26 protein-coding genes and 2 tRNA genes are annotated in these 26,091 nt (G+C 63.6%); 1 reads left to right on the top strand and 27 read right to left on the bottom strand.

The window, feature by feature from the left end; all coding sequences use genetic code 11:
* Positions 1-4: 4 nt before the first annotated feature.
* Genes ACNHGR_RS19855 through ACNHGR_RS19900 form a run of 10 tightly spaced genes read right to left on the bottom strand, consistent with a single transcriptional unit; the run spans position 5 to position 14,624 of the window.
* Positions 5-2,314 carry a hypothetical protein gene (locus ACNHGR_RS19855; protein ID WP_475288225.1) on the bottom strand — a complete coding sequence of 770 codons (2,310 nt, stop codon included), beginning with the start codon at positions 2,312-2,314 and terminating at the stop codon, positions 5-7.
* A complete protein-coding gene (locus ACNHGR_RS19860; RefSeq protein WP_475288227.1) occupies positions 2,311-2,658 on the bottom strand; it encodes a hypothetical protein in 348 nt (115 codons plus the stop codon). Before ACNHGR_RS19860 ends, ACNHGR_RS19855 begins: the two co-directional genes overlap by 4 nt.
* On the bottom strand, positions 2,655-5,513 hold the full coding sequence (locus tag ACNHGR_RS19865) for a hypothetical protein (protein ID WP_475288229.1): 2,859 nt from the start codon (positions 5,511-5,513) through the stop codon (positions 2,655-2,657). The genes ACNHGR_RS19860 and ACNHGR_RS19865 overlap by 4 nt, the downstream gene beginning before the upstream one ends.
* Positions 5,510-5,875 carry a hypothetical protein gene (locus ACNHGR_RS19870; RefSeq protein ID WP_475288231.1) on the bottom strand — a complete coding sequence of 122 codons (366 nt, stop codon included), beginning with the start codon at positions 5,873-5,875 and terminating at the stop codon, positions 5,510-5,512. The genes ACNHGR_RS19865 and ACNHGR_RS19870 overlap by 4 nt, the downstream gene beginning before the upstream one ends.
* 56 nt (positions 5,876-5,931) lie before the next feature.
* Positions 5,932-6,486, bottom strand: a complete 555-nt coding sequence (locus ACNHGR_RS19875; protein ID WP_475288233.1) for a hypothetical protein — start codon at positions 6,484-6,486, stop codon at positions 5,932-5,934.
* Between the two features lie 10 nt (positions 6,487-6,496).
* Positions 6,497-9,559 carry a phage tail protein gene (locus ACNHGR_RS19880; RefSeq protein WP_475288234.1) on the bottom strand — a complete coding sequence of 1,021 codons (3,063 nt, stop codon included), beginning with the start codon at positions 9,557-9,559 and terminating at the stop codon, positions 6,497-6,499.
* 9 nt (positions 9,560-9,568) lie between these two features.
* Positions 9,569-9,964 carry a DUF6950 family protein gene (locus ACNHGR_RS19885; RefSeq protein WP_475288235.1) on the bottom strand — a complete coding sequence of 132 codons (396 nt, stop codon included), beginning with the start codon at positions 9,962-9,964 and terminating at the stop codon, positions 9,569-9,571.
* Between the two features lie 3 nt (positions 9,965-9,967).
* Positions 9,968-10,540: a hypothetical protein gene (locus ACNHGR_RS19890; RefSeq protein WP_475288236.1), complete on the bottom strand. Its 573-nt coding sequence runs from the start codon at positions 10,538-10,540 to the stop codon at positions 9,968-9,970.
* Positions 10,537-11,226 carry a hypothetical protein gene (locus ACNHGR_RS19895; protein WP_475288237.1) on the bottom strand — a complete coding sequence of 230 codons (690 nt, stop codon included), beginning with the start codon at positions 11,224-11,226 and terminating at the stop codon, positions 10,537-10,539. Before ACNHGR_RS19895 ends, ACNHGR_RS19890 begins: the two co-directional genes overlap by 4 nt.
* Positions 11,226-14,624: a phage tail tape measure protein gene (locus ACNHGR_RS19900; RefSeq protein ID WP_475288238.1), complete on the bottom strand. Its 3,399-nt coding sequence runs from the start codon at positions 14,622-14,624 to the stop codon at positions 11,226-11,228. The genes ACNHGR_RS19895 and ACNHGR_RS19900 overlap by 1 nt, the downstream gene beginning before the upstream one ends.
* On the opposite strand from ACNHGR_RS19900, the gene ACNHGR_RS19905 reads away from it, so the two are divergent.
* Entirely contained in the window at positions 14,593-15,093 is a 501-nt protein-coding gene (locus ACNHGR_RS19905; RefSeq protein ID WP_475288239.1) for a hypothetical protein, read from the top strand. The genes ACNHGR_RS19900 and ACNHGR_RS19905 overlap by 32 nt on opposite strands.
* Positions 15,094-15,282: 189 nt before the next feature.
* Here the strand turns inward: ACNHGR_RS19905 and ACNHGR_RS19910 are convergent, their stop codons facing one another.
* The 17 genes from ACNHGR_RS19910 to ACNHGR_RS19990 form a co-directional block, all read right to left on the bottom strand.
* Positions 15,283-15,741: a hypothetical protein gene (locus tag ACNHGR_RS19910; protein ID WP_475288241.1), complete on the bottom strand. Its 459-nt coding sequence runs from the start codon at positions 15,739-15,741 to the stop codon at positions 15,283-15,285.
* Between the two features lies 1 nt (position 15,742).
* Positions 15,743-16,177, bottom strand: coding sequence for a phage tail tube protein (locus ACNHGR_RS19915; protein WP_475288242.1), 435 nt, complete (start codon positions 16,175-16,177; stop codon positions 15,743-15,745).
* A gap of 2 nt (positions 16,178-16,179) precedes the next feature.
* A complete protein-coding gene (locus ACNHGR_RS19920) occupies positions 16,180-16,602 on the bottom strand; it encodes a DUF3168 domain-containing protein (protein WP_475288243.1) in 423 nt (140 codons plus the stop codon).
* 1 nt (position 16,603) lies between these two features.
* Positions 16,604-17,068, bottom strand: coding sequence for an HK97 gp10 family phage protein (locus tag ACNHGR_RS19925; RefSeq protein ID WP_475288244.1), 465 nt, complete (start codon positions 17,066-17,068; stop codon positions 16,604-16,606).
* 1 nt (position 17,069) lies between these two features.
* Positions 17,070-17,423, bottom strand: a complete 354-nt coding sequence (locus ACNHGR_RS19930; RefSeq protein ID WP_475288246.1) for a phage head completion protein — start codon at positions 17,421-17,423, stop codon at positions 17,070-17,072.
* Positions 17,423-18,025 (bottom strand): head-tail connector protein, encoded by a 603-nt coding sequence (locus ACNHGR_RS19935; RefSeq protein WP_475288247.1) that lies wholly within the window; start codon positions 18,023-18,025, stop codon positions 17,423-17,425. Before ACNHGR_RS19935 ends, ACNHGR_RS19930 begins: the two co-directional genes overlap by 1 nt.
* Positions 18,025-18,339: a hypothetical protein gene (locus ACNHGR_RS19940; RefSeq protein ID WP_475288248.1), complete on the bottom strand. Its 315-nt coding sequence runs from the start codon at positions 18,337-18,339 to the stop codon at positions 18,025-18,027. The genes ACNHGR_RS19935 and ACNHGR_RS19940 overlap by 1 nt, the downstream gene beginning before the upstream one ends.
* 2 nt (positions 18,340-18,341) lie before the next feature.
* Positions 18,342-18,602 (bottom strand): hypothetical protein, encoded by a 261-nt coding sequence (locus ACNHGR_RS19945; protein ID WP_475288249.1) that lies wholly within the window; start codon positions 18,600-18,602, stop codon positions 18,342-18,344.
* 90 nt (positions 18,603-18,692) lie between these two features.
* Complete coding sequence (locus ACNHGR_RS19950) at positions 18,693-20,060, bottom strand: phage major capsid protein (RefSeq protein WP_475288250.1); 1,368 nt, start codon at positions 20,058-20,060, stop codon at positions 18,693-18,695.
* Between the two features lie 16 nt (positions 20,061-20,076).
* The gene (locus ACNHGR_RS19955; RefSeq protein WP_475288251.1) at positions 20,077-20,790 is read right to left on the bottom strand and encodes an HK97 family phage prohead protease; all 714 of its coding nucleotides are present in this window, start codon (positions 20,788-20,790) and stop codon (positions 20,077-20,079) included.
* A 2-nt stretch (positions 20,791-20,792) separates the two neighbouring features.
* Positions 20,793-22,160: a phage portal protein gene (locus tag ACNHGR_RS19960; protein WP_475288252.1), complete on the bottom strand. Its 1,368-nt coding sequence runs from the start codon at positions 22,158-22,160 to the stop codon at positions 20,793-20,795.
* Entirely contained in the window at positions 22,160-23,980 is a 1,821-nt protein-coding gene (locus ACNHGR_RS19965; RefSeq protein WP_475288253.1) for a terminase large subunit, read from the bottom strand. The genes ACNHGR_RS19960 and ACNHGR_RS19965 overlap by 1 nt, the downstream gene beginning before the upstream one ends.
* Entirely contained in the window at positions 23,925-24,344 is a 420-nt protein-coding gene (locus tag ACNHGR_RS19970) for a hypothetical protein (protein ID WP_475288254.1), read from the bottom strand. The genes ACNHGR_RS19965 and ACNHGR_RS19970 overlap by 56 nt, the downstream gene beginning before the upstream one ends.
* A 127-nt stretch (positions 24,345-24,471) precedes the next feature.
* Positions 24,472-25,185 (bottom strand): HNH endonuclease, encoded by a 714-nt coding sequence (locus ACNHGR_RS19975; protein ID WP_475288256.1) that lies wholly within the window; start codon positions 25,183-25,185, stop codon positions 24,472-24,474.
* Positions 25,186-25,256: 71 nt separating this feature from the next.
* Positions 25,257-25,508: an HNH endonuclease gene (locus ACNHGR_RS19980; protein ID WP_475288257.1), complete on the bottom strand. Its 252-nt coding sequence runs from the start codon at positions 25,506-25,508 to the stop codon at positions 25,257-25,259.
* Between the two features lie 403 nt (positions 25,509-25,911).
* Positions 25,912-25,988, bottom strand: a tRNA-Met gene (locus ACNHGR_RS19985).
* Position 25,989: 1 nt separating this feature from the next.
* Positions 25,990-26,064, bottom strand: a tRNA-Thr gene (locus ACNHGR_RS19990).
* Positions 26,065-26,091 lie beyond the last annotated feature (27 nt).

A 26,091-nucleotide genomic window follows, 5' to 3' on the forward strand; every position in this document is an offset into this window, starting at 1 on the left:
GTCCTTAAACGAGGGCAATTTCTTGTTGGATCGGCCAGCCCGAGATGATTTGTCCGGTGACGGGGCAGAGCCATTCGGAGTCGTCACGGATGTTGATCCGCGCGCCGGCTGCGTCAGGTGGCGGGTTCACACTGCCGACAAGGCCAAGCCGAACCTTCGGATGCAGCGGGAGGCCGGTCGCGGCATGGGTGATGGTCAGGGTGGCGCCGGAAAGCGTCAGGCCGGTGATGGCAACCGGGCCGTTATCATCGACCAGAGAAACGCCCTTCCACCCGTCCGCCATGTCGGGGATGGTCGTTGTGTCGAATTTCATGTTCCCGGTGCCGCCTGAGAAGGTGACGGTCGTTGTCGTGCCGATCGTCAGGACCGCCGCCCCATCTGGCACATAGGGTTCGCTGTATATCCCGGCGGTATCGACCAGCCGCCCGATGGCGTAGGCCGTGGCGGACCCGAGCGGGAAATAGGTTTCCGGCAGCAGATGCGTGTCGAGATCGTGGCCCGGCAGCATGGGGTAGACAGGCACGCCCACAGCCAGCCCGGCGCGGATAAGGTCCGCCTGCGCCAGCGTGGCCATGCCGGTATTGCCGTTCGGGCGCTGCTCTGTCTGCTGGATGATGGCACCCAGCCAGTTCGCGCTCAGCGCCTGCGTCTTCGCTTTCAGGCCATCGGTGATGGATTGCCACTGGCTCTTCCACGTCGCCGCCGATGTGCTGCCATTGTCCGCCTCGCCCTGATTGCTGACCGAGACGACATTGAGCGTCAGCCCGAGGCGATCGGCCTGCGCCTTCGCGGCATCGATGACAGCCTCAAGCGAAGTGTAATGCTCGCTGCCCGGTGCAAAATCGATCAGCTTCGTGCCACCAGTGCCGACGATGCAGCCAAGCACATTGGACAGGGGATGCAGATGATGGCCGATTAGGGCGAGTGCGCAGCTTTCCGCACAGGTCTGCGCGAAGACGCGGCTACCCATGTGGCCGGCGCCGCGCATCGGCACGATCCGCTCCAGTTGCAGCGGATCGATGACATGGTCTTTGTTGCTGCCTTCGGGCATGAGCTGGAACGGGCGCGGGCCACGCTCCAGCCCGTCGATCGCGCGGCCATCGAACTGCCATGCCCGTTCGCCCACATTATCGCGCCACGTCGGGCCGATGCGGGCTGCATTGCTTTCGGCATAGCCCTGCGCAAGGCTCTGACCCCAGATAAGGACGAGGATCAATTGCAGGCCAGAGTTCGCCCACAGGGTCACCGTGCGCCACCGCGTGCGCTGCTGGACCCCGCGCCGCATCACAAATGCATAGCCATTGCCGCCCGCGATCAGAGTTGCAGGGTAGGGGCCGCCTGTTACCGGCGCCATCACCGCATCCGTCCGCTCAACCCAAATCTGCGGCCGAACCAGCCCGGTCACGGTCCCGGCAACTGGTATGGTGACTGGAACGCCGGCAAGGAAATCGTCCGTCGCCCCGAAGCGAAGCTGCATAGCATCGGCAATGCGCGTCACCACGCCGCCTGAGACGGATGCGGCGCCGCGCCCGATCTTGGGCACAGCATAGGTTTTTAGCGTCTGGTCAGTGAAAAACTGCCCGCCCGAAGCGATCATGCTGCGATCGGCACGGCCGATCTTGGGCACCTTGAAACCAGTGCGCGCCTTCACGTCGGTGACGACCTGCGCGCCGGGGATCTGGAGCGTCTCCCTCGTCGCGCTACTGGCGCCCTTGGTGTAGAGGTCCAGCCCCAGCCCGTCAGCGGACGGCACGTAGAACTGGCGGCCGACCGGCAAGGCCGAATCCGCCTGCGCCTCAGCAACGGTCTTGTACGTGCCATAGGCCGCCGCGCCCGCAGCAAACGCGCCCGCCTGATTGCGATAGCCCAAGGCCTGCGCCTCGGAGTTGCCGCTGGCATCAGCCGCATCCTCGGAACGACCGGCGGCAGCATCGGCAAGGTCAGCCGCCGCGCCAGCAGCCGCCGAAGCGCCAACGGATTCCGTCGCTGCCTGCTGCGCCAGATCGGCATGGCCGAGTGCGGTGACTGCCCAACCCTGCGCATTGGTGGCGGCAAGGCTGGCGGCATCCGCAAAGGGCTCCGCAGCCTCGGCGCCTGCGGCAGCGCCCGCCGCCGCACCGGCCTCCGCGCCGGCGGCGCTACCCTGTTCGGCGAGATATTCGACCATCGCTGGCACGGTCGGCTCGTCAATATAGGGCGCGCCCGTGTCCGGGTTGTCCTCTTCCGCCATGCCCACCCATGCAGGCTTGCCGCGCGGGCCAATGATCTGATTGAGGTATCGACCCGCAAAGGCCCATTCTACGATTACGGTCATTCGGGCCTCCGCGTGACGGCTTCGGTGAGTTGGAAACAGGCGGGAGGGCTGATCTGTGCATCGCCCGACATGGTCAGGCGCAAGTCCACCACGTACCAACCAAGGGAAAGTTCGGCAGTGTCGGCAAGCGTCAGGAACCAGCCGGCATTGTTCGATCGCTCTTCGATTTCGAAGGTGCCGACCTTTTGCATATCGTCGGTGACGCGGGTCGGCTTGTATCCGGCAAAGCGCAGGTCTGCCTCGACCAGATCGATATCGGAGGGCTTTTCACCGTCCGATGCCTTGAAGTCGAGCGCCAGGCGGATCGCGCCACCGCGCGGATATTCTCCTGCGAACTCGATCATTTCGGCGCGACCTCCAGCGTTTCGAGGCCGGCACCCAGCGAGGGGCGGACCACCTTCAGAATACCGGTGCCATCGGTGCGGCCCGACACGACGTAGCCGGAATTGGCCGGGGAAATGCCGAAGCGCTCGAACAGGTTGATCGTGGCGCCGCCGATGCGCAGCACATCGCCAAGCGCGATCCAGCCCCGTGTTTTGACGCGGCCATGCGCGCCGGGCCGGATGAACTCGATCGCGACGCCGGCAAACAGGGTGAAGCTGTCGGCGGAAGTCATCGGCCGCACCGTGCCGACCTCAGTGTCATAGGCCAGCACCATGCCGCGCAGGATGGTCGATGCGCTGTTGTTCTTGAGCTGCAGCTCTTCATCGGTGAACAGCGGGCGGTAGAGTTCGCCCGACGCATATTCGGATGCGACCGCCGCACCGGCCAGCGCCGTGTTGAGCAGTCCGAGGATGGTGGCGTTACTCATCGCCGAATAGTTGGTGGCGCTTGTGACCGTCCATGTGTGCGTGACGCCGTCGACAGTCACCGGGACCGAACCGCTGCTGTTCGTCGCCAGAAAGTCCGTGAGCGTCCGCGCCAGCTTGGTCACCGCACCGGGACGCCCGTTGCTGACATCCTCCGATATGTCGGCATTGCCAAAGGCATAGCCGGACATGCCTACATCGCCATCGATCTGGTTGACCCCGTCGAACAGAGCGGCCGCAAGTGGCGTGTCCCCGATCACCACCTTTGATGCCGTGCCGGTCGTGGCGGACACGATGCGCAGCGCGCGGCCGAAATCCCTGATCCGGAACGCCGCCGGGCTGTTGCCCGACCCGGTCAGTTCCCAGCACCGATGGTCAGCCGGCATCTTGTCGCGCGTGTCAGGAAGCCATGGCTGCACCGCCATCGAGATTTCGCCCGACAATGGCGAATTGCGCAGTACGGCGCGGTTCATCACCAGCGAGCCGATGCTTTCCAGTCTGAAGCACCAGTCGGCATTGCCGACCGCTGTCAGCGGCCCGCCGATCCATTCGACGGTCGCCGGGTTGGCAAAGCCCTTCTGGGCGTCGTTGTCATATTGGTCATGCGCGGAGAAAGCGGCGCGGCGCCCCTTCGCCCGGCAATCCATGAAGCCGTAATAAGAGCCGGACGTGACACCCAGCGCATAGGCATGCTGGGATGGCCAGACGGACGTGCCATGATAGGCATCCGCTTCATCATTGCCCAGATGCTCGATCTCGACCTCACGCCACAGCAGCCAGACGTCTTCGTTGACCCTGACGCTGTCGATATGCGCGCCATAACGCTGGTTCTTCGCGCGGATCGTCAGCTTTTCGAGATACTGGTTGGCGTTGAAGTCGACAGTGCTGGTAGCCTGAATGATCGCCTGGGCCGTGCTGGCCGGGAGCGATCCGTCGATGATGGTGCGACCCATGCCCTTGCCGCGCAGGATCAGCCATGCGCCGTCCTGACCGGAGCGGATCAGGCCAAGGCTGCGCTCGTAATAGGTCTTGGCATCCAGATCGACCACCGCCAGAGCACCGGGGGAGGCCAGCGCGGTCGCCGCCTCAAGGGCGAGGGCAATGGTCGCGTAGCTGGCCGATTGCAGAATCGCGCCGATGCGCTTGCCGGTGCCCGCCAGCGTGGCGACCGATTGTTCCACCGCCGCTGCGCGCGTGAACTCGTCACCAAGCAGCGCCGTGCTGGCCGCCTCCTGCACCACATCCGACTCGTTGCGGAAATAGCTGATGACCATGTCTGTCAGCGTGATCGTCTCGTCAGCCGTGGCGGCGTCGGTATCGGTCAGGGCGATGTAGGGCCGCAGATCGTCCAGCGTCGCGTCCGACGGAATGAGGCAGGTGAACCCCACCAGTCGGCGCGTCGGGCTGATCTGCATGTCGATGACGTTCGACGTCACGACCGGCGCGACGTTCAGCTTCGTGTCGCGCACCTGCATGTTGACGGTATGATCGCGCGACCAGCCTGCCGGCGTGTCGAAGGCCATCAGGATAAACGGCTGCCGACCGACCAGCATCTTGCGCAGGCGCCCGCTCATGGGGATGCGCCATTGCGCGATCGTGTTCCGGCCGGTGGCGTCCTCCGGCACCATCACGCCGACGTTGCGGCTAGCCTCATCGACTACCGCAACGGCGCCGTTGAAAAGCTGGAAAATCGGCTCTGCCTTGTCGAGGATGTTGGCGGCGGGGGCCAGTGCGGACAGCCGGGCTTCCAGCGCCAGGTCGGCGCCGGTCACACCGGAATAGGCAGGCGTTTCCTTGACCTTCCATGTGACCGAGCGGGTTTCAAACGACCGCACAGCGCCTGTCTCGACATTGGCCCCGACCTGCATCGTCGGCCCGACCAGCCGCTCATTGCCGATCATCGGATAGGTGAAGACGCGCGATAGCGCGGTGCCATCCTGCGTCGCGGGGAACGCCGTGCCGGCATTGGAATTGACGGTGCCGTCCTGCCGATCGATGCGCACGGCATTGCCGCCGAACGGCGTCGCCGCCAGATAGCCGGCCGTCGCAATACCTTCCACAAGGATCTCGATCGTCGCGCCTGCCAGAAGCTGCGCAATGGCAGGGTCGAACTGAATGCGCGGGATGATGTTGGAGCCCACCGCCGTCTGCCCGGCCGGGATCGACACCCCCACCGGCCGCCCCGACACTGTGATCGCGGCGCCGCCGTTAACCATCGAACTCAGGCTGGAGGTTTCGCCCAGCTTCTCGCCCGAGGTGATGGTGATGTTCGCTGCCTGCGCGGAAGCGGCTTCACCAGCCTCAATAGCCTCCTCGACCAGCGCCTGCTGTTCCGTCGTGAGGCCCGGCCCCGGAGGGCCTGCAAAATCGATATAGGCAAGGTCTTTCATGCGGTCGGCCCTCTCAGGACGGTCATTTCAAGGTCGGTGATGAAGAAGCGGTCGGCGGCGGGCGGCGTGGCCAGAAGGTCGGCCTGCATGGTGAATTGCCCGGTCGTGTCGCTGATGCCGGCCAGGGTGGCGGGCAGGATGCGGATGGTGATCTGACGGGTCGGACCGTCGTAGATGCGGAAGCCCTCGGCTGCCGCATCGGCCGCCATGTTCAGGGTGAAGGCCTGCGGATCACCAGCATAGCGTTCGAAGCTGGCTTTGAAGGTCCAGCCGGTGATGTCGTAGGGATCGGCCAGGCCTTTCCCCAGCGTCCATGTCGCATAATAGCCGACGCTCTCCTTCGCGGCGAAACGATTGGGCATAGAGGGGCGCTCCTCGGGTCGGTGACCCGGTTGAGGTGATGGCAATGAGGGCAGGGCTATTGCTCGATGGCGATGACGGTCACGCTCGCCCCGACCAGCACAGTCAGGACGGCGGTCAGGATGTTCGGCGCCTCGACCTTGATCTGAACGCCCGTCTTGCTGAGCGTGCCGGCGACCTGCGTCGCCTTCACCCCGCCGACAGCGGTCGCAGGGATCGCCCAGAAGCCGATCGAGGGCGCGGCGCTCGATGCGTCGAACATGGTCCCGAACGAGATGGTGGCGATGCCCTGCGCGTTGGTGACCGCCGTGAAGATGCCGAACCGCTTGGCGGCGTTGAAATTGAAGGCCGCCGCCTTGGTTGTGACATAGCCGGACGTGCCTAGATACATGCCAGTGGCGGGCTTGGTCCCGTCGCCGCCGGTCCAGTCGACCACCTTGATAAGGGTGCGGACGCCGTCCAGTTCCCCTGCCAGCACCGGCGTCCAGCCGTCATTGCCCTCCGGCCCCGGCACGGTCGACGGCGCGCCGGGATCGCCCTTGTCCGCGACATAGGGCTTGAGGCTGTCGCCGTCCTTCATGGCCCCGCCGACGACGTTCATGGTGACTGCCATCGCGCCCTCGCTACAGCTTGACGATTTTGCGGATGGTGGAACGGTTCAGCGACGTCGTCAGTGTCGCGTTGCCGCCCGCCACGGTGGCGATGACGTCCTGCGTCGAATCATCATCGAAGGTCACCCGCATCGTGATCGTGCCGTCAGCCACGCCCCGGCCGCCCCAGTTCAGCGTAAGGGCGTCCGTCGCGCGGGTCGCCGCCGCGCCGCTGGTGCGGATAGGCGATGTCATCTTGGTCCCGGCTTCGCGCTGCGGGATGCCAACCAGCAGCGTGAAGTCGATCGCCGCGCCGACGCTCAGATAGTTCCAGCGCAGCGTCGCCGTGATGTTCGTGCTGGCCGCGACCGTCGCGCTGGCCGCGAAGCGCTGCGGCGTCGCCGTGAGCCCGGCAAGGGTGGTGCCAGGCTGTCCACCGACCCGGATCAGCATGTTCGCCGTATTCACGCCTGACAGGGAGCCTGCCACCAGTGCGACATAGGCGCTTGCCGTCCATGTCTCTGTCCCGGCCGACGTTGCCGACGGCTCCAGCGCCAGCGTGATGGTTCCCGTAGTGTTCGCCGTGCCGTGATAGCGGATCGTGAAATAGTCGATGCCGTCGATCGAAGCCAGCGCCACCACTTCGCGCGTCAGGCCGCCATTGCCGCCGACGCCGATCCCGGTAGGAACCACGCCGCTTCCAGTGCCGATCGTCCCGACGGTCCCGCCGGCAAGAACGCTGTTGGCGATCTGATTCGTGGCCGCCGGTTCATACAGCAGCCCGCGCAGCGCGTGGGTCGTGCGGTCATAATCGAACCGGGCGGCATCGGTCGTTTCCGTCACCAGCGAACCGCTGACGTTCGTGCGGGTGCCCGACGACGCGCGGGTGAAAGTGGCGCCGCTCGGCACCGCGCCGCCGGTCAGGTCATAGGCGCCGACGCTCGCGGTCACCGGCCCTGCCACGACGGACGCGCCGCCGCTGGTATCGAAGGCGCGGCCCCACCAATAATAGGTGCCGGCGCCGACGCTGTCCGTGATCTGCTGCACCTGCCCGAGGCCGCCCACGATCGGCCCGGCAATCTGTACGGCGTCGGCGAAGAGTGGCGTGGTGCCGCGATAGAAATTGCAATAGGCGAAGATGGCCTGAACCGGGTTGCGCCAGGACAGCGCTGCCGATGTGGTGCCGGGCGCGATCGTCAGGTCAGTCGGTGGCTGAATGGCATAATCCACCGATACCGGCCCCAGCACCAGACGATCGCTGCGCTCCGCCCCGATCTGGTAGGACACGGCGGCATAATAGGTCGTGCCCGCCTCGATGCCCGTAATGACCATTTCCGTCGCGGAGCCCGACGACATGCCGGCCGTGATCCACGCGCCATCGTCCTCGGCATCAGGAGCCGTCGGGCTGGCCGCATATTCGAACAGGATCGCGCTCACTTCGTCCGATCCGGCCGCGCCAGTGATCCGCAGGGCAGGCGAGACAAGGCCGTCGCCGGTCACCAGTTCGGCCGTCAGCGTCCAGTCCCCGGCATCGGGCGCCTCGCTGAAATCCGGCTCGGGATTGTCGATGGCGACCGACTCGTCATCCAGCTCATCGGCCACGGTCCAGCCATAGACGTTCGCGTTGATCTCGCGCAGGCTGATCTGGTTCTGCCAGCCCTTGTCCTGTGCGTCGCTTTCCACGCGGTAGATGATCGCGACCGGCTCCGTCGGAATGGGCCGCACGCCATAGCGCCGCGACGTCCACCTGATCCAGTCGCCATGTTCGACGCCGACGAGGCGCGGCGGCAGTGTCAGACCGCGCGTGCGCCACAGGCGGCCCATGCGGCGCTTCATTTCCGCTACGCGCTGCGCCTGCGTTCCCGAAGTGCAGAGCGTCAGGGCAGGCTGCGCAACCTTGGGTTCGCCATCGGCCAGGATATCGTCGGTATCGCGCCGCACCGGGGCGCTATGATCCTTCCACTGTTGTTCGGGCTCGATATATTTGGCCGCGACCGTGTTGACCCATTCATCATCGGTCTGGGTGCGGAAATCGCTGCTGTTGACCGTCGACCCGACGACCAGGTCATCATCGCTGATGTCCCAGACGACCGGCTGCGCCGCGCCCGGCACGATCTCGATCGCGCCCTCGCGCTCCACCGTGTAACCGCCGCATGCCGATGCGATATCGTCATCCGTGTCGATATATTTGTCGTCACCGCCAAAGACGCCGCCGATCCGATAGCGCGGCTCCGTTCCGCCGCCTTTCAGCGTGACCGGCTCATCGCACAGGTTGGCAGGGGCAAAGACATTCTCCGGCGGCTGCTCGATGGCGGACAGCCCGCGCCCCAGCAGCAGCATGGAGGGATCGTCCACCTGATCCCCGGCATAAATGCCACGCGCCCAGGTATAGCGACAGTCGATCGGGTTATCGGTCCATTCGCGGGTGGCCGGATCGTCCCAGCGGTGCGGGCCTGATCCACCGACGCTGCTATCCTTGCGTGCCTGGTAGCAGCGCAGGCCCTTCACGATCCAAAGGAAGGAGGCGTAAGGCGAGCCGCTGGTCCATACCGGGTTCTTGGCATCCGACTTATCGGCTTTCCAAGCGACATAGACTTTGCAGACGCTGCGCCCGCGATCGTTGGCCGTCCATGTCGGTACGCCGTCGACCACAGGGCAGTTGGCTAGCACCCAGTCGGGCACCGCGTCATCCCACGCGCCGGGCAGCCAGTGCACGCGCAACTGACCCTTGTAACCGGGGACGAGGCCGTTGCCGGAAAAGGCGACCCACTTGTCCTGCACATAAAAGCCGGTCAGCGCCTCGCAGCGGTGATCGGCCAGCGCATAGATGGCGACCGTCCATTCGGTGCCGTACTTGCCCCCATAGTTGAAGATATCGACCAGACTGCCCCCGGTCGAACCCTCGCCAAAAATCCCTTCGCGCGCCACCTCGCCGATCTGCATGGTGTTTTTACTGGCGGCGCGGGCCTTCATCGAGGGCGCGAGAAGGACCGTCGCGATGGTCATCACCCCCTGCGCGATCAGCAGTGGGTTCCATGTTGCGATACCCTGCGCGATCATCACCACGCCGGTTACGACGGCTACAACCTTTGCCATGGCTAGCGACTAGCTCCCAAAGGTCCAGGCGGTGACCATGGCGCTGCGCGGGCGGCGCAGGGTTCCATGATCCCCCGGCCCGACCAGCGTCTCGCCCTCGATCAGCATCAGCATCATGCCATGGTCGGGGCAATCGACGCCGGCCGCATCGCCGCGCCGGGCGAGGGCAGGCGCAACCGGCGTCATCCGCGACGTGATCGCATCCTCAAATCCGCCCAGCCGGGCAATGACGCGCGCCGCGCCGATCTGCGTCGTCCAGCTCGCTCCCCGGAACAGGTCAGGGCCGCCCATGGCCCGCACCGCCCCGACATAGAAGCTGACGCAATCATTCGCGGCCGACCCATAGGCGAACGGCATGGCCCGGCGCTCCGCCAGATAGCGGTCGAGCGCATCGAAATCGCGCATGTGTCAGTCCGCCGACGAGGGCTTGCCGCCCTGATAGACCGTCTTGGTTCCGGCGTAGCTGCAATGCTTGAAGAAACCGTCCAGGGGATCGATCGTGCGCTGGTCTGCATCGCTGCGCATCCGCTTCCCCCTTCGTCCCATGCCACGCGCCGACGTCTCGACCGAAATCGTGATGGTCGACGTGCCGCCGATGACATCTTCCACAGGCGCGCTATCGACCCGGCCCCGTTTGAACACGCGGCAGTCAAGGAGATGTCTCCCCGACCCGTCATAGATCATGCGGTACAGCTTTGCGGGTGCGCGCTGCACCTCGCTCGCGTCGAACAGCGCGGCGACATCGGGATCGATGCCCGACAGGCTCAGCGTCATCGCCTGCTCGCTGGTGCCGATGCTGCCGCCCGTCGACAGGCCGATGCTGCCGTCATCAACGCCGATATAGGTGTCGCCTTCGATCTCGACCGGCCCGATGCCGCCCCAGACGAACACGGGCGGATCGCAGTAGATCGCCAGCGCGCCGGTCACGATCGCTTCCCCGCTCGCCAGCGCGGCAAGGGCTTCGTCGCTGTAATTCTTCATGGCAGCGTGACCTGCACGGCGCTGATGACGCCACCCGCCTCGGCATGGCTGATAGTGATGCGCGGCATCTTCGTGTCGTCCATCAGCTTCATCAGGCACATCGGATTGTCGAGGTGCGCGACCGCGTCGGAGGGCACGACGGCGTGCACGGACGGTTCGACCACGACGGTGATGACGCCACTGGCATTCGCCTGCGCCGGGCCGGTGACCGCCACCAGAAAGCGGCGATCCTCATCACCCGGATCGGCATCGGCACTGTCCCATTTGAACCCGATATAGTCGCCATATCCAAGGCGCAGACCAGACGGGACATCCTCCAGCGTCAGGACGGCGTCACCGTCATCGTTGATCGCCTGCGACCAGTCGCCGGCCGCGCCCATGAAAGGCGCCCCGCCGACGGTCAGCATATTGCCGAAGCCGTCGGCATGGGCGGCGGGGAAGGGGCGGGACAGGTCGTAGCCCAGAAACATGCGCATGGAACCGCGCCGGCTGCGATAGAAGGCGATCCACTGATCGGCGACCGGGAACTCCAGATTGGCGAGGTTCATGGTCAGTGCCCAGCGCGGCCACCCGATTTGAACGCCACCCATCCGACCGCTCGTTTCTGGAGCGATAAGATCCTCGCGCTGCGGTTGGAAGGTCAGGCCCTCCGCGCCAATCGAGGGCATCACGACAGGCTTAGTCATCAGCGCTCCGCCTGAAACATGCGCCCGTAAGTGCGTTTGTTGCCTTCCACAACGGAAGCGGCACCCTTCGCTGCGCCGCTCTCGGACGCTTGCCTGTTGCCACGATCGATCCGCGCCCAGAACTCGTCGCTGGTCATGACCGCGCCTTCCATATGGATGTGCGTGTCACCACTGCCACCGACCGGACCGCCAACCTCACCCTTGCGGCGAACGGCAAATTCCTCGTTGGAGGACATGCGGAAGGCGACGACATTACGATCGACCCCGGCCATGCCGCCAACGGGTTTCATCCAGCCTTTCGTGCCTTGGGCGAAGCCGGTCAGATTGCCGGTTCCGAGGGTGGACGCGATGCCGTCCAAATAGGACTGGGACGAGGCGCTGACGCCACCGAGGGAAGAGCCGCCGCCAGCAATAGCGCCGATGCCGCTCAATATTGCGCCCATGAACCCACCGCCACCACCGCCGCCCAGCGATCCAGCGCCTTGGCTGAAGGCATTACGGATCAGTGAGAAGAGGAAGTCGCTGACACTATTCAGCCCCTCCTGCATCCCGCGAGCAACCATGTCCTTCCACCAGTTTTTCGCGAAACCCTTGAGATCGCCGTCAAGCGCGGCGCGGAAGGCTCCATTGAAGGTATCTCGCCACTCGCCCTGCTGCCGGGCCAGTTCCATTTCAGAATCCTCCGCCTCCGCACGACTGCGGGCAGCGCCTTCGGTGAAACCCTGCGCTTTCAATTGCTCTATGCGGCGCTCGATATCGAAGCGGCGCTGCGCCTGGCGGATGGCGACGTCGGTATCGCCGCGCGCCTTCATCAGGTCGATCTGGCGCTGGGCTTCGTCCTGGGCCAACCACTTCGCCCGGCCGGCGGCGCGGGCAGCGTCGACCTTCGCCTGCTGCTCCATCGCCAAAGTCGTCGCCTGTTCCAGCCGTAGCTTCTGATCGGTGACGTCGACAAGCTGCTGCTCGAAGAACAGGATACGATCCTTTATCTCCTGCTGACGCTCCAGCTTCAGGGCCAGTTCGTCGTCACCGGCCAGACGCGCCATGTCGAGATCGACGCTCAGCTTCTGATCGGCAATCTCGCGCTGGGCGGCGACGCGCCGGGCGGACGCGACAGCCGCAAGGTCCGCCTCTGCGGCCTTCTTCGCCTCGATCGCGGTCAGGCCCGCGTCCTCATAGGATTTGATCTGCTGTTTCAGGTCTAGCTGATCTTGCAGGCGTTGGACGGTCCCTGTGTCGCCACGCATCTGCGCCGCGTTCAGTTCGGCCTGAAGGCGCATCTCTTCGCGACGGGCGGCAAGATCTTCCTTCGTGGGGCCGGACTTGCCACCGCCTTTGCTGCCAGATGCGCCGCCGCTACCACCCGATGCCGCGACCGTGGATACAGTGGATGGCTTCGCTGCGGGGGAGGCCAACACCGACTTGTGGGCCGCAATCAGATCCTGTTCTTGCTGCCAGACGCCGCGCCATTCCTGACGCGCTGCGTCCATCGCCCTGTCTTGCTCGGACCGCCCAGAATTGTCGCCACCGCGCCCGCCGCGTCGAGTGGAGAGAGGAACGCGCTCGTCATACTGGACGGCGCGGCGCTCGCGCGATCCAGGGACGACCTCATATCGCGTCCGCGTTTCAGTGCGATATCCTGCGCGAGCGTCGCGGCCAGTCTGGATGATTGCCGCTTTCCGAATGGCCAGTTCAGCTTGAGCGTGCCGGAAAGCCTCATCAGCCGCGCGCCTGTGCTGGTCCGCCATAGATCCAATGCCAGCGGCGATTTCCCGAGAATTATCACGCGACATGATAGCCTGATATTCAGCCTGAAACTTGTTTGCAGCGCTCTGCTCAGTCGCCATAGCCTTGGCATTGACTGCTGCCTGGGCGCTTGCCTTGCTCACCCCGTAGATGGCGAGCGCGATGCCTCCAATCACAGCCGCCCATGGCATCAGGAACGTCATGGCCGCGCGAAGAGCCGTAAATCCAACAGCCGCGCCAGCGGCAGCGGTGCCGGTGGATGCTGCCGCGATAGCGGTCGCACTGGCAGCCGGAATGAAGCGCCCGACCAACATTGTCGTGATGCCCGCCCACATAGCGATCATCTTGCCGCCAACGATCAAAAGAGGGCCTACGGCTGCCGTCAATCCAAGCATCGTGCCGATCGCAAGTTGGATCGGCTGGGGGAGATCGGCAAATGCGCCAATCGTGGCGGCTACGACGGTGAGAACCTTGGTGATTGCACTTAGGATTCCGCTGTCTCCGAGCGAAATGGCCGCAGCTTCGAAGGCCTTCTTTACCTGCGTCATCGCGCCGGCCCAGCCTTTCATCCGGGCTTCCATCTGTGTTTGCGCGGAGGCCTTGTCGATCTCCGCCCTGATACGTGCGAGGCCGTCAGCACCTTGGTTCATCAGCCCGATCGCCGTGCGCATGGCGTCGGTGCCGAAGATTGTCGTTAGGACTTTGCTCTTCGTCTGATCATTGAGGCCGCCCAGCTTGTCTTGCAGGCTCTGGGCGATATCGCCCATCGACTTTAGGTTGCCCTGCGCGTCATAGAAGGAAAGGCCATACTGATCGATAGCCGCTGCCGCTTCTTTGGATTTGCCAGGCAGAGTGGTCAGGAACGTCTTGTAGCTGGTGCCCGCATCAGAGCCGGAAGCGAACAGGGACGACGTCGCGGCCAGCACGACGTTCATATCCTCGAAAGACTGCCCAGTGCCTCCGGCAACGCCGCCCGCCTGACCGATCGCGAGACGGTAATCATCAAAGCCCATTTTGCTGACAAGCATCGCGCCAGTCATTTTGTCGACAATGCCGGGAAGTTCGGACACGTCGCGGCCGAACTGTTGCAGAATATCCGTCACTGCATCGGCGGAAGGGGCAAACTCCGCGCCATTGGCGGCTGCGAACTTCAAGGTAGCCTCCGTGGCACCGCCAAGGATTTGCTGCACGTTCAGCCCGTTCTTGGCCAGCATTTCCATCACGTCGGCGCTTTCGGCCGCCGTTGCGGTGAAATTCTTGTCCTTGCCGAATGCTATAGCCTGCTGCTTCAGAGCCTCCAGTTGCCGACCGGTTGCGCCGGTCGCTGCCTCCACACGGTTCATGGCACTTTCGAACTTCGCGGCCATGCCCAGCGCGGCGCCACCTACCGCGAGAATAGGGAGCGTGACCCCTACGCTGATCGACTTGCCGATATTCTCGACGCGCTGACCCATCTTCTCTAGTTTGCGAGTAGACCGCGACATTTCGCGCTCAGCGTCGGATAGACCTTTGTCGAAGGCAGCCGTGTCTAGGCCCAGAATAACCCTGAGCTGGCCAATTACGCTACTAGCCATGCCTGCCTCTCTACGTATGATCCGCCACACCAAAAGGAGGCGAGATATGAAAATTTTTGGATGTCTTGGGCTGGTCATCGCTTTAGCCGGCTGCTCGACCGAGCGTGGCGATCATAACCCAGATGTTGCTCAAGCAGGCCCTAAGAGCGAGATCACCGAAGAGGGCGGCTCTCTCTTTTTCAGCATCAAAGCTGATGCTGCCATAGGTGATGCAAGGCCGACTTTGACGCTGGTGTGCGAAGGAGGAAAGGCAAAGTATTTTCAGCTGCGATCTGTGCTGGAGCCGACAAAGCCTACGCCGCTGGCAGGAACTTTCGGCCATTTCCAGTTCGATGACGCCGATCCCGTCAGAGTCGAAATGGCTTGGAATCTAAGCGATCTGTGGGGAGCTAGGGATATTGGCGGGGCTCAGGATGGTCGCAAGATTGCGGTGAGCGTCATTAACTCGAAACACCTGACCTACACCCCGCCGACCGGCTACGGTCTGAAAGAAATATCCTGGCAAACTCCCGCTATCCCGCCAAAGGTGATTTCCGCTTGCGCTTAGGATCAAGGAAGTTGCCCCATGCCGCCGCCTGCTTCTGCCATGGCCGCGCCTTGGTGGCGCGCTTTGGCCCGGACTTCGACAGTTCCTTGCTGAGATCGGGCAGCTTTTTTACCCGCTGGTAATAGGCCGTTCGCCACGCGCCCATGATGACCATGTCGGTATCGGCCCGTCGGCGGGCGGAGGCAGCCTCTACCGCTTGGGCGAAGGTGCGCGGCGTTTGCCGCCAGAAGCCTTCTTCCGGCTGGCCGATTTCGAGCCAGATTTGCCGACACTTGGCGATGCTCCAGGGGCTGCGTTCGCCCCCTGAAGAGGGTCCGCCGCGCCGCTCTCGGCCGCCTCCGGAAAGCTGAGCGTGTAGGCTTCGGCCAGCAGCTCGCTCGCCTTGGCCGGGCCGATCGCCTGAATGACCTTGCCAGCGGTGCGGGCATCTACAGCGCCGTGATGCTCTTCCAGCGCCGCCTGCATGACGGTGATCATGGCAGACGGCGAAGCGAGGACGCGGGTGCCGATATCCTCGATCATGCCCTTGAGGGTGGTTTCGACCGCCGCCAGCGCGTTGAAGTCGAACAGGAGGACGCCACCCTTCTCGAAGCCGACAACGCCGACGCCGGGAAAGGCGACTTCGCCCTTATGACGGTTCGCCAGCATATCAGCCAGCCGCCGGGGTCAGGACAGGCTTGCCGCTGATCTTGAACGTCGCGGCGCCCGTCATGCGATCTTCCAGCGGCGTTGCGCGGCTATGGCTGGTGAAGAAACCCTTGATGTCCAAGGTCGCACCGTTGGGCCATTCGATCTGCCATTCCGACAAGCCTCCGGCCTCGATCGTGTCATTGACCATATCGTCATCGGCTTCGCCGGGGATGAGGTTATAGGTCAGCGTGGTTTCGCCGGCATCCTTGAGGCCCGGCTTATACTCGCGCCAGCGGTCGGGCGAGGTCATATGGGTGAACTCGACCGAGTCGATGGTGGTTTCGGGCGGTTCGAACTCGACCACCTCCGCCAGGGTTACATAGGTCGACGGCCCGGTCTTCTTCTTGAAGAGGGTGCCATAGCCGATATCGGTTTCGTCAGCAGTCTCTGCCATCTTTACGCTCCTGAAAGTTTGGAATGCCAGACGTCCAAATCGAGGCGGAAGCGGTGGACCACGCCACTGTTTGCCGCCTTGTCCTCGTCCGTGCTGGCGTCACGGTCGATGACGAAGATACGAAAGCGATAGCCGCCGAATGTGTCTCGCAGGCCGTTCAGTCCGGCCTTGCGCCCTGGTGGCGCGATGATGTGCGATATGTCGCGCGCTTGCTTAAACGTCTTGCCGAAGGTGTCTGCCTGTACCCTGCTGCGGACCCATCCACCGGGGCCGGCTTGGTTCATCTGCTCGATCGACGTGACGCCCCAGAGGACAACCGACGGATAAGGGCGGCCCTGAGGCGACAAATTCCAGTCCACGCGGTTACCGACGGCCTTGGACATGCCGGAAAGGGCCATGATGTATGTGCGAAGCGCCTCTTCCATATCAGCGCGCCCCGCGCGCCTGCTTGCGGGCGTAGCGTTTGGCCGCGCCATCCACAGCCGCGCCTAGATCCTCTGCAAGGTTATTCAGCAGCTCCTGATTATGCCGATCCCAGGCCTTGCGCATATATCCAGCGGGCGGATTGTTCACCGACCCAAATTCTTGCGGCACCGCTTGCGGATATCCTGTCAGGCCGTCCTTTTCGTGGCTTGGGCCCATGTAGACTTCCACCGCCGCCTTGTCGGCAAAGCGCTTCTTGCGCTGGCTGGGTGACCCTTGGCGCGTCGACACAATTATACTCTCGCGAAGGTCGCCGGCGTCGACCGGTGCGGCAGCCTTCGCGGTGTCCCGCATAGGCTCCAACCGCTTCTTGCCGAAGCGCGTGAGTGTTGCCTTCCCGGTGCCGCGCGGGAGCGAGCGCAGGACATTGTTGATCGCGCTCAGGCCCTCGATCCGCGTTTTCGACATGTCAGGCCTCCATGGCGCGATCAGGGCGGGCGGCGGTCGTGATCTCGATCACGTCGTCGCGTTCTCTGCCCTCTTTCGTGCCCACCACTGCATAGGTCAGGCCCCGGTGCTTGATGAGAAAGCCGCCAACAATCTGCCGGGTGAGGCTGTCAGCGCGGACCGTCCATCGCGTCGTCAATTCCTGGGCATTCTCATTCGCGCGCAGGCGCTCGCCGTCGCTAATGTCGACCTTCTTCGCCCAGCGCTTTCCGACTTCTCTCGGCTCCGCTTCGACGGATGCCGTGCCGTCATCCTCAAGCCACGAACCCCAGATCGATATGCGGCGATCGAACGCGCCAGCGCTGCGCCGTCCCATCAGGCATAGACCCGGAAAGGCGAGAGCAGGTTTTCAACGGTGGTCGACATGGGGATGGACGTCGGCGCAACGTTCATGTCGCTGGCCGTCTCGGTGAAGCGGTACATATCGCCCACCATCAGCAGGATTGCCTGCTTGATCGGCTCAGGCACGGCGGGCACCAACGGGTCGGCCTCCGGGTCGGCGGCGTAGCCTGCGCGGTACTGGATGCGAACCGTCTCGGGATGGCCGCCATAAGCGAAAGCAAAGGGCCAGGACTTGCCCCAAGCAGGCCCGAGAATATGGCCGAACAACTCGAAGCCATCAGCCTCGACTGGCGTGGGTTGGCCCGCCTCGTTGAGATAATGGACAGATACGATATCGATGATCGGGCGATAGGGTAGCGTCATATAATCGCAGAAGCCGCATGCGCGGGCCTCCAGCGTCTGCGGTCCCAATGCCCGGCCAAGCCAGCCGTCAGGGCCGTCGATATGATGGGTCGCTGCCTTGATCAGGCGCTCGATCATAGCCTTCTGCTCTTCGTCGCCATCCAGCCGAAGATGCTGGTCAGCCTCCTCCCACGTCACGATGGGCGCGGGAGGGGTGATTACGATGACGCGCATCAGGCGATGACCGTCGCTGTCTCTGCGGAAAGGCCCTTCGCGGTGTTGGCGCTGTTCAAGCCATTGGTCGCGGTTACCTCAAAGGTGATCTTGGCGCCAACGTCCCCGGCCTGCACGACATAGGTGGCGGCGGTGGCGCCGGAGATCGCCGCGCCATTGCGCAGCCAGCGCCGGGCGGTCACGCTACCGTTGCGGACCGTCCCGCTCGCGCCCGTCAGCGTCTGGCCCACCTGGGCGGTGCCGGTGATCGACGGATTTACGGTGAATGCCGGCGCGCACATGAAGCCGCGCGAGCGACGAGCGGAGCGGGCCACGGTCAGGCGCCCTTATTCTTGGGCGCGGGCGCCTGCTTGTTTTCGGGGTCGCCAGCCTTCTTCTCGTCCGTTTCCTTCGACGGATCGGCGTCGATCTGATGCTGATCGCCAGCCTTCACCTCAGCGGCGGTGGCTTCGCGCACCAAGCCCTTCTTCTCCAGTTCGGTGAAGCGGGTGGCAGAAATGCCCGTCAGGATCATGCCAGCGGTAACGGAGCCGTTATCGCCGTAGTGATCATCAAGGACATAAGCGTTCTTGCTCATGACTTTCTCCTTTCGGATCATCAGCGCGGAAGTGCGCCAATGATCGGAAAGGGGGACCATCGGTTTCCCGGTGGTCCCACCTCCGTCAGGTCAGGAAATGACCAGCGATCCCTTCACCAGAGCCGCCGGGCGGCGCACGACCAGCGCCAGGCGCTTTTCAGCGCGGACGGTGAGCATGTTCTTGATGAAGTTGTCGCGGTCCTGATCCGAGATACGGACCTCGGTATCCATCCGGTCGAAGATCTGCCCGGCCAGCTTGAAATTGCCGGTCAGGAAGTTGTTCGCGCCGATACGCTTGGTCGACACGACCGGGCGGCCCCAAAGCACCGGGCCAGCGATGCCCTGCGGATTGGCGAAGATATAGCCGCCAGCCGCGTCCTTGGTCAGTTCGATGTTCGCCCACTGCGTCGGATGGATGACAATACCATCCGGGGCATAGTCGGCCAGTTCGACCTGAAGGATGGCGAGGCGCAGGCGATCGATCTTGGTTTCGCCCGAGATCGTCACGCCCGACGGCTGCGAATAGGCAGTCGCCTGGGTATAAAGGCCGTTGAGGTGCTGGCCGGTGCCATCGCCCAGCAGCAATTCGGCGTCTTCGACATCGTCCAGACCCCAGCGAAGTTCGCCATCGATCAGGCTTTCGAGCTGGGGGATATCGTCCATGGCCTGACGCGAGGCAGGAACCCAATGCGCGATCGTGCGCACCGGGGCGTCGTCCACGTCCCACTCATAGACAGATTCCGGCTTCTGCGCGCCTTCCGCCACCGGCGCGGCATTATTGGTGCGGGTCACCTGCTTGGCGAACTCGATCGAGTTGCCATCGGTGCGGCCGGGCGTCAGCAGGTCGCGAACACGCAGGCCCATGCGCGGCATGGTCACGATATCGCTCTGACGGTCCGGGCGGATAAGACCGCCAGCCGAACCGGCTGCCGTGGTGATCGCCTTCACGCTGAAGCCGATGGTGCCCTTGCAGCCGCCGTCGACATAGGCCCGCACTTCATCGTGATTGGCGACTTCGACGCCCAGACTTTTCAGCGCGGGCTGGTCATCATCACCGCCACGACGGCCCTGCGCCAGCTTCTGCGACAGTTCGGTGATCTCGCCGCGCAGGCCTTCCAGTTCGGAAAGAGCCTTGTCGGCCTTTTCCTTGGTTTCGGTCGAAACCTTTTCGCCGGCCTCGCTCTTGGACTTAAATTCCTTGGCGAACTCCTTCACCTCGCCGAGCGTTTCGCCTAGCTGCTTCTGGAGGTTTTCCAGCGTCTTGTCTTCGCCATCGGGGGCCTTCCGGCCGAACTCGCGCGCCGGAACCATCAGAGACATGGCCATGGCAACCGCGCCGATCGCGCCGACGCCGGAGCCGGAGGCTGCATGACCGACCGCCGTAGCAGCCATGGCCATGTCGGGAAGGGCGACAAGCGTCAGCACCGCGGCAATCGCCGCGAGAAAATAGGTTCGCATTTCGATAATCCTGAGATCAGGCGGACTTCAGGGAGAAGCCGGCCAGGGTGTCCGAGAGGCCTTTGAGGGCCGGGGTGATCGTCGTGTCGCGCTCGGACTCCCTCCGGCGCAGTTCAGCCAGGCCGCTGCCGACGAGGCCAGCGGCGCGGGTTTTCGAGAAACCTGCATCCCGCAGGAACTTCTCAAATTCGCGATCTGTTGGCAGCTCGCCGTGCGCGAGCTTGAATTTGACGGCTTCGACCCGCGCGTCATCATTGGCGGGGAAGGTGACGAGACTGATCTCGACAAGGTCCAGCTTCGTCAGCGTGCGGATGCCGGTCTTTTCGTCATAGGACGATTCCCGCACCCAATAGCCGATGGACAGGCCTGTGACGGTTCGGGCCTTCATGTGCGCATAGGCGCGCTTTTCCATTTCGCCGGCATCCAGCAGGATCTGGCCTTCGCCGAACAGGCCGTGATCATCCTCTTTCAGGTTGGCCCACGCGCCGATCGGCTCGCTGCTGCGATGCTGCCAGAGGACGGGAACGGGGCGGCCCTTCGCCGCCAGTTCGGCAAGGCTCTCGGTGAAGGCGCCTTTGGCGACCACCTCCTGATAGCTGTCAACCACATCCCAGACAGAGCCGTATCCGTTGAACTTCCCGTCGTCGGACACAGCCTTGATCTCGAAATCGAAGTCGCGGACCTTCAAGGCGCCGCTGTGCTTACGCCCGAAGGCGCGATCAATACGCATCGTCAATCCTCCAGGCGCGGGCCGCCATTGTGGTTCATCATCGCCGCCTTCACGCGGGCATCGATCAGGCTGTCGACGTCGCCGCCGAACAGCAGGTTCATCAGCGCCGACCGGGCGCCCTGTTCCGGCGCGTTGACCTGGCCCAGCATGTCGAGCGGAACGAGATTGGACTGGACGGTCAGGAAACCGTCGCCCGGCAGCGAAGGCAGGTTTTCGCGGTTCCGCATTTCGCCGCGCGTCATCACGCCGTTCTGGCCGAAGGCGGAATATAGGGCGGCGCGGGCCGCGCTGTCCGCCGCCATCAGTGCTTCGCGGTTGATTTCGGGATAGACCCGCTTGCGCTCGGCCGCCGGAAGCAACTGCTTTTTGACTGCCTGCTGGATATTGGTCAGAAGTGGGTTCAGCAGAAGGGTTTGCCAGCCGAGCAGCAACTGCTCAATGCCGCTGCCCCACATCGTCTGGCCCTTCGCGGCGTGGCCGATCAGCATCGGCAGCATGCCAAACCAGCGGCAAATTTCCTCCACGTCCCAGCCGCGCGATTCGAGCAGTTGAACCTCTGCCGGGTTCATCTTGAGGCCGTGAAACTTGAAATCCTTTTCCAGCGGAACGACCCGGCCGCGCATGGCTTCGTTATGCCAGGCGTCGAAGATCGCCATCAGGTCGGCGCGCTGGTCGGGCTTCAATGTGACCGATGCCGTTTCCATGAAGCCGGCGATTTGAAGGCCGCTGCGAAAGGTGTCCGCCGCCGTCTTGTTCGCCGCCATGGCGCTGCCCAACGTTCGCCGGCCGAACTCGATTGCGGATAGCCCGACGTCGCCGCCAAGGGTCAGGCCGCGCAGATGGAAAATCTTGTCCGCAGGAATCTCTTCGGCCTTGCCGCGATCCTGATAGATATAGATCCGCTCATTGGACCGGTTCCGCTTGACGGTGACAAGGTCCGGCGCCAACGGCGTGAGGGCGGTGACGCGGCTGCCCAGCGTCTCTTTCTCCGCATAGGCATTGCCCCAAAGGTCCATTGCCGCAACCTGACCGGCCCAAAATTCGGCCGGTGTCTGGTCACGGTTCGGTTCTTCGTGGACGAGGTCATAGAGCCAGTGGTCAGTGCGCGCCTTCCGGCCGCCGTCGCCAGCCTTTTCATAGACGCCCATGCCCATGGAGCCGACGACGTCCGATTTAAGGCGAATGCAAGCCCATGCGGCGGGCAGGCCAAGCGTGGTCTTAGCCGTCACCGACTGCCCAGCGCTGTCGATGCGCGACCCGAACGCTATCGCCTTGCGCGACGGCTCGTCTTCCGGTGCGCCGCTCAGCTTGCCATTCTGACCGGTACCGAACAGGCGAAGCGTGGAACCTACCCACGTACCGATGCCCATCAGACGCCAGCCTTCATCTGCGCTTTCAGGCGGGCAATGACGTCGTCCAGATCCTCGGTTTCCTCCGGCAGCATCTTGGGCGCCAGCGAATGCACGGTCGCATCGACGCCATCGATCTTGTTCATCGACATTGGCGTCTCCTTCTTCGGCAAGATCGAGCCGTCTATGCGGCGATCGACAACCGCGTTGCCGACGCACCAGGTCATCACCGGATTGTTATCGTGGCGGAGCAGATGCGGGCCGCTGATGACGCGGTTTTCCAGATTGCGCGCCGGGTTGGTCACATTCTTGGCGTTCTTCGGCAGGATCGATGCGAATCCGCTGCCATCATCCAGATCGGCGTTAAGCCGCACGGCCATTTCTTCAGCCGCCGCGAAGTGGTCGAACACGGCCTTATTGACGCGCAGCACCGATTTCAGACGCCGTATCAGCCTCTCGACGCGGGCCTGATCCACCCAATCGCCGGGCGTCAGGATCAGCTTCCCCTCTTTGTGCCACTGGCGATACAGCGCCACATTGTTGCGGTCGCTCTGCCCGTCGCGCGTCAGCACCGCTTCCGGCAGGAAGAACCACGTCTTGAGCAGCATCTGATCGTCGGCGGTGATGGCGGACAGCGCCACCGATGTAAGGTCGCTCTTGTGCGCAAGGTCGGCGCCGATATCGCAATCCAGTCCGGCGAAATCGCGAAGCCGAAGCGTGTCGTCGCCGCAGAGCAGCCATTGGGGGACGCTCAGCCATGCCGTAGCCGCAGACATCCACCGGTTGAGGCGCTTGGTGAAGAACTCGCCTTCCTCACCCGGCGCGCCTTTCGCCTTGATGGCGAGGCGACGCATGGACGCGAGGCTCGGCGTGATCGGCATGAGAGGATTGGCCTTGGGCCAATTCTTCTCATCATAGGGATCGTCCCCGACCTTCCTTTCGGGGGTGAAATCCTTAGGGCCGTCCAGGGTGAAGATGATGCCGAACACATGGTCGGCGATGATCGACCGTTCCAGCATCTTCGTCGTGAACGTCCGCTGTTCGAAGCAGACGCCGTCCAGAATGTAACCAGCCGTCGTGATCTTCCAGTAGAGCGGATTACGCCGCGCGCCGTCGGCGGAGTGAACGACGTCGTAGAGGCCGCGATCCTTATGGGCGTGCAGCTCGTCCAGCACGGCCAGATGGGGGTTGTGCCCGTCCTGCGTCGCGGACTTGGAATTGATGGTCTGGATCGTGCCGCCGTTCATGTCGCAGGTGATCGCCCGCGCCCACGCTTTCAGCGCGAAGGCCTCCTGCAAGTCCGGCGTCTTCTGCACCATCAGCTTGGCGGGGTTGAAAACCTTCTGCGCCTGCGCCCCGGTGGTCGCCCCGATCAGCACCAGCGGTCCCGGCTCGTCCTCGCAGCAGGTGCAATACAGCACTACGCCGGCCGTCAGTGTCGACTTGGCGCCCTTTCTCGCCATCTCGATATAGGTATCAGTGAAGCGGCGCAGGCCGGTGGCCTTTTCCCGCCAGCCGAAAACCATCGACAGAATGAATATCTGCGCCGGTTCCAGCGTCAGCGTGGGCGTTTCCCAGCGACCTTCGACGTGCGGCAGGCCCTCGATAAAATCGCAAACATCGTTCGCGTACCAAGGGTCGAATTTATACGGCCAGTCCTTTTGCTTCGACCGCTTGAGATCGTCTAGGTGGCGCTGCCCTGCCAGGCGCACCCATTTGCAGTGACGAACCTGCTTCTTGTCCGCCGCCGCGCGCTTGGCATAGGCCAGCGCGATAGCGGCGAAATCACGTCCGGTTTCCAGCGCCGTTGCGGGCGAAGCGATTTGCTGGCTTCGCGCCATTCCCACCTCCGACGCCCACGCGGCTCTTTGGCCCGGCGATGCGCAACAGTTCCTCATGCTGGCGAAGCACGGTCAGATAAGCGGCCGATGGCAGTTCGCCGCCAGAACTGAACGCCACGCGGACCTCAGCCTCCAGCGAGCAGTACCGGGCGAGTAGGGCGCTATCGACCTCCGTCACGCCGGCCGCCATCACCCGGCCAATGACCTCCTGCCAAACCTCGATCGCCGCGGGCGTCAGATAGTCCGGCTGGATCGGCGGGTCGCCGGGGACGATGATCTCCGTCTTGACGCCGTCGCGCACTGGTTGGAAGGTGCCGCGCGCCAGTTTGGCGCTGGGCGTCTCGGGCTTGGGTCCGCGCTTCATCGCCGGGCCTCCTGAAAATTAATTGGCACGCGAAATTTAATTCGCACCGAAAGTTTAATCTGCACGCGCAGAAAAAAGGCCCCACGCTCGGTCCGTAGCTGAAAGCGCCCCAACTTTGGGATGCCCCCTACCCATGGACCCATCGGCGGGCCGTGTGGGCGTCGGCGCGCGCCAATCCATCACCCTTTTCAATGTTGCAGCGCCGATGCGCACAAGCGACGTTGCTATCGATATGGCGACCGCCGCGTGACAAGGGAACGATGTGATCGATCTCTGGAGCCTCAGCTGCGAATGTTCCGCGCAGTTCACGCGGAGCATGGCCGCCGCATATGTGGCAACGCCAGGCGTCGCGTTCCAAGATGGCGATAGGATCGATGCGACTGGCATCAACACCATGCTCAGCCGCCCGTTTCATGCCCTTGCTGATCCGATGGTTGTTCCTGGCTGAGCACGTGTCGGAGCAGAAGGCGCGGCGCTTGTCGCCATATTCGGCAGTGAACAGGCGTTGGCACTCCCGACATGCGCGCTCAGGCTTCGGCCCCTTCCGCATCTTCTCATGATACTGGCTCGAACAAGAAGGGCTGCAATACTTTGCCGAAGGATGAGCCTCGAATGCCACGTTGCAGTTCAGGCACACATGCTGACGCGCGGCCTGCCGCTGGGCTTCAATGATGGCGGCATTGCGCTCGCTTGCCGACTGTCTGTCCCTCCGCAGTATCTCAAAGCCGCAGGCCCTTGAACAGCAGCGATTGCTATCCTTGTTGCCCTTACGTCGGGATGCAAAGGCGTTGCCGCAGCACTCGCATACGCAAGTGGCATCGGCTATAGCGGACGAAGCCATAGCGATCCTTCCATGATCGTCTGGGGTGAGACCCGGTCGAGCGCGCCAACGCTGCGATCGGGTCGAAATCTTCAGTCAGCGGGCCAGCCGTCCGACCCTATTGCGCGACGGTGGCGTGGGGCTTTCGCACCCCTTGCGCGTGCTGCCTCTTCAGCCGTTTTCTTCCGATGACAGTCGGCGTCTAGGCCCTGATAATTATCCCGATCACCAGTTCCGCCTTCACTGAGCGGAATAATATGATCGGCGATCGTGGCGGCTGACACGCGCCCTTGCGCCAGACACATCCTGCACAGCGGCTCTTCCCGCAACACGATCGCCCGCATGATGTCATGCTCACGGCCATAGCCGCGCTCTTGCCGGCTCTTGCGGGTGCTGGCCCATGCTTTCGCGCGGGGCTTCTGCTTGAGGCTAGGCGGGCGGCTTGGCACGTTGCCGCTTCCGATCTGCTCGCTCCTGCGCCCTTCGCCTCTGCCTGGTCATCGTCTCAGGCGGCATCAGTTCGGGCGGCCATGTGCCGAGCAAGCCACGGTAGGGCTTGCCGGGCAGGTCATGCACGACCGAGAAATCACGAAGAGTATCCGAAAAGCCCAGAGAAAGGCTTGAGCCAAACCGGAAAAGCACCATGGCTGGCCTCCGCGTAATGGCGAGGGTGGCAGGGCTCGAACCTGCAACCTCTGGTTTTGGAGACCAGCGCTCTACCGAATTGAGCTACACCGACATGATAACTGGTTGCCACAGCGGGATTTGAACCCGCGACCTTCAGCTTATGAGGCTGACGAGCTACCGGACTGCTCTATGCGGCTATGGTGCTAGGGGAGGGACTTGAACTCTCAGCCGCCCGTTTACAAAACGGATGCTCTACCGTTGAGCTACCCCAGCCGAAACCAATGAAAAAGGCCCGCGCTT

This window comes from Sphingobium sp. RS1, assembly GCF_056156825.1.

Bases quoted from the DNA above. Each gene is read 5' to 3' on its own strand.
- ACNHGR_RS19855 (WP_475288225.1), bottom strand. From the start codon at position 2,314: ATGACCGTAATCGTAGAATGGGCCTTTGCGGGTCGATACCTCAATCAG.
- ACNHGR_RS19860 (WP_475288227.1), bottom strand. From the start codon at position 2,658: ATGATCGAGTTCGCAGGAGAATATCCGCGCGGTGGCGCGATCCGCCTG.
- ACNHGR_RS19865 (WP_475288229.1), bottom strand. From the start codon at position 5,513: ATGAAAGACCTTGCCTATATCGATTTTGCAGGCCCTCCGGGGCCGGGC.
- ACNHGR_RS19870 (WP_475288231.1), bottom strand. From the start codon at position 5,875: ATGCCCAATCGTTTCGCCGCGAAGGAGAGCGTCGGCTATTATGCGACA.
- ACNHGR_RS19875 (WP_475288233.1), bottom strand. From the start codon at position 6,486: ATGGCAGTCACCATGAACGTCGTCGGCGGGGCCATGAAGGACGGCGAC.
- ACNHGR_RS19880 (WP_475288234.1), bottom strand. From the start codon at position 9,559: ATGGCAAAGGTTGTAGCCGTCGTAACCGGCGTGGTGATGATCGCGCAG.
- ACNHGR_RS19885 (WP_475288235.1), bottom strand. From the start codon at position 9,964: ATGCGCGATTTCGATGCGCTCGACCGCTATCTGGCGGAGCGCCGGGCC.
- ACNHGR_RS19890 (WP_475288236.1), bottom strand. From the start codon at position 10,540: ATGAAGAATTACAGCGACGAAGCCCTTGCCGCGCTGGCGAGCGGGGAA.
- ACNHGR_RS19895 (WP_475288237.1), bottom strand. From the start codon at position 11,226: ATGACTAAGCCTGTCGTGATGCCCTCGATTGGCGCGGAGGGCCTGACC.
- ACNHGR_RS19905 (WP_475288239.1), top strand. From the start codon at position 14,593: ATGAAAATTTTTGGATGTCTTGGGCTGGTCATCGCTTTAGCCGGCTGC.
- ACNHGR_RS19900 (WP_475288238.1), bottom strand. From the start codon at position 14,624: ATGACCAGCCCAAGACATCCAAAAATTTTCATATCTCGCCTCCTTTTG.
- ACNHGR_RS19910 (WP_475288241.1), bottom strand. From the start codon at position 15,741: ATGCTGGCGAACCGTCATAAGGGCGAAGTCGCCTTTCCCGGCGTCGGC.
- ACNHGR_RS19915 (WP_475288242.1), bottom strand. From the start codon at position 16,177: ATGGCAGAGACTGCTGACGAAACCGATATCGGCTATGGCACCCTCTTC.
- ACNHGR_RS19920 (WP_475288243.1), bottom strand. From the start codon at position 16,602: ATGGAAGAGGCGCTTCGCACATACATCATGGCCCTTTCCGGCATGTCC.
- ACNHGR_RS19925 (WP_475288244.1), bottom strand. From the start codon at position 17,068: ATGTCGAAAACGCGGATCGAGGGCCTGAGCGCGATCAACAATGTCCTG.
- ACNHGR_RS19930 (WP_475288246.1), bottom strand. From the start codon at position 17,423: ATGGGACGGCGCAGCGCTGGCGCGTTCGATCGCCGCATATCGATCTGG.
- ACNHGR_RS19935 (WP_475288247.1), bottom strand. From the start codon at position 18,025: ATGCGCGTCATCGTAATCACCCCTCCCGCGCCCATCGTGACGTGGGAG.
- ACNHGR_RS19945 (WP_475288249.1), bottom strand. From the start codon at position 18,602: ATGAGCAAGAACGCTTATGTCCTTGATGATCACTACGGCGATAACGGC.
- ACNHGR_RS19950 (WP_475288250.1), bottom strand. From the start codon at position 20,060: ATGCGAACCTATTTTCTCGCGGCGATTGCCGCGGTGCTGACGCTTGTC.
- ACNHGR_RS19955 (WP_475288251.1), bottom strand. From the start codon at position 20,790: ATGCGTATTGATCGCGCCTTCGGGCGTAAGCACAGCGGCGCCTTGAAG.
- ACNHGR_RS19960 (WP_475288252.1), bottom strand. From the start codon at position 22,160: ATGGGCATCGGTACGTGGGTAGGTTCCACGCTTCGCCTGTTCGGTACC.
- ACNHGR_RS19965 (WP_475288253.1), bottom strand. From the start codon at position 23,980: ATGGCGCGAAGCCAGCAAATCGCTTCGCCCGCAACGGCGCTGGAAACC.
- ACNHGR_RS19970 (WP_475288254.1), bottom strand. From the start codon at position 24,344: ATGAAGCGCGGACCCAAGCCCGAGACGCCCAGCGCCAAACTGGCGCGC.
- ACNHGR_RS19975 (WP_475288256.1), bottom strand. From the start codon at position 25,185: ATGGCTTCGTCCGCTATAGCCGATGCCACTTGCGTATGCGAGTGCTGC.
- ACNHGR_RS19980 (WP_475288257.1), bottom strand. From the start codon at position 25,508: ATGCGGGCGATCGTGTTGCGGGAAGAGCCGCTGTGCAGGATGTGTCTG.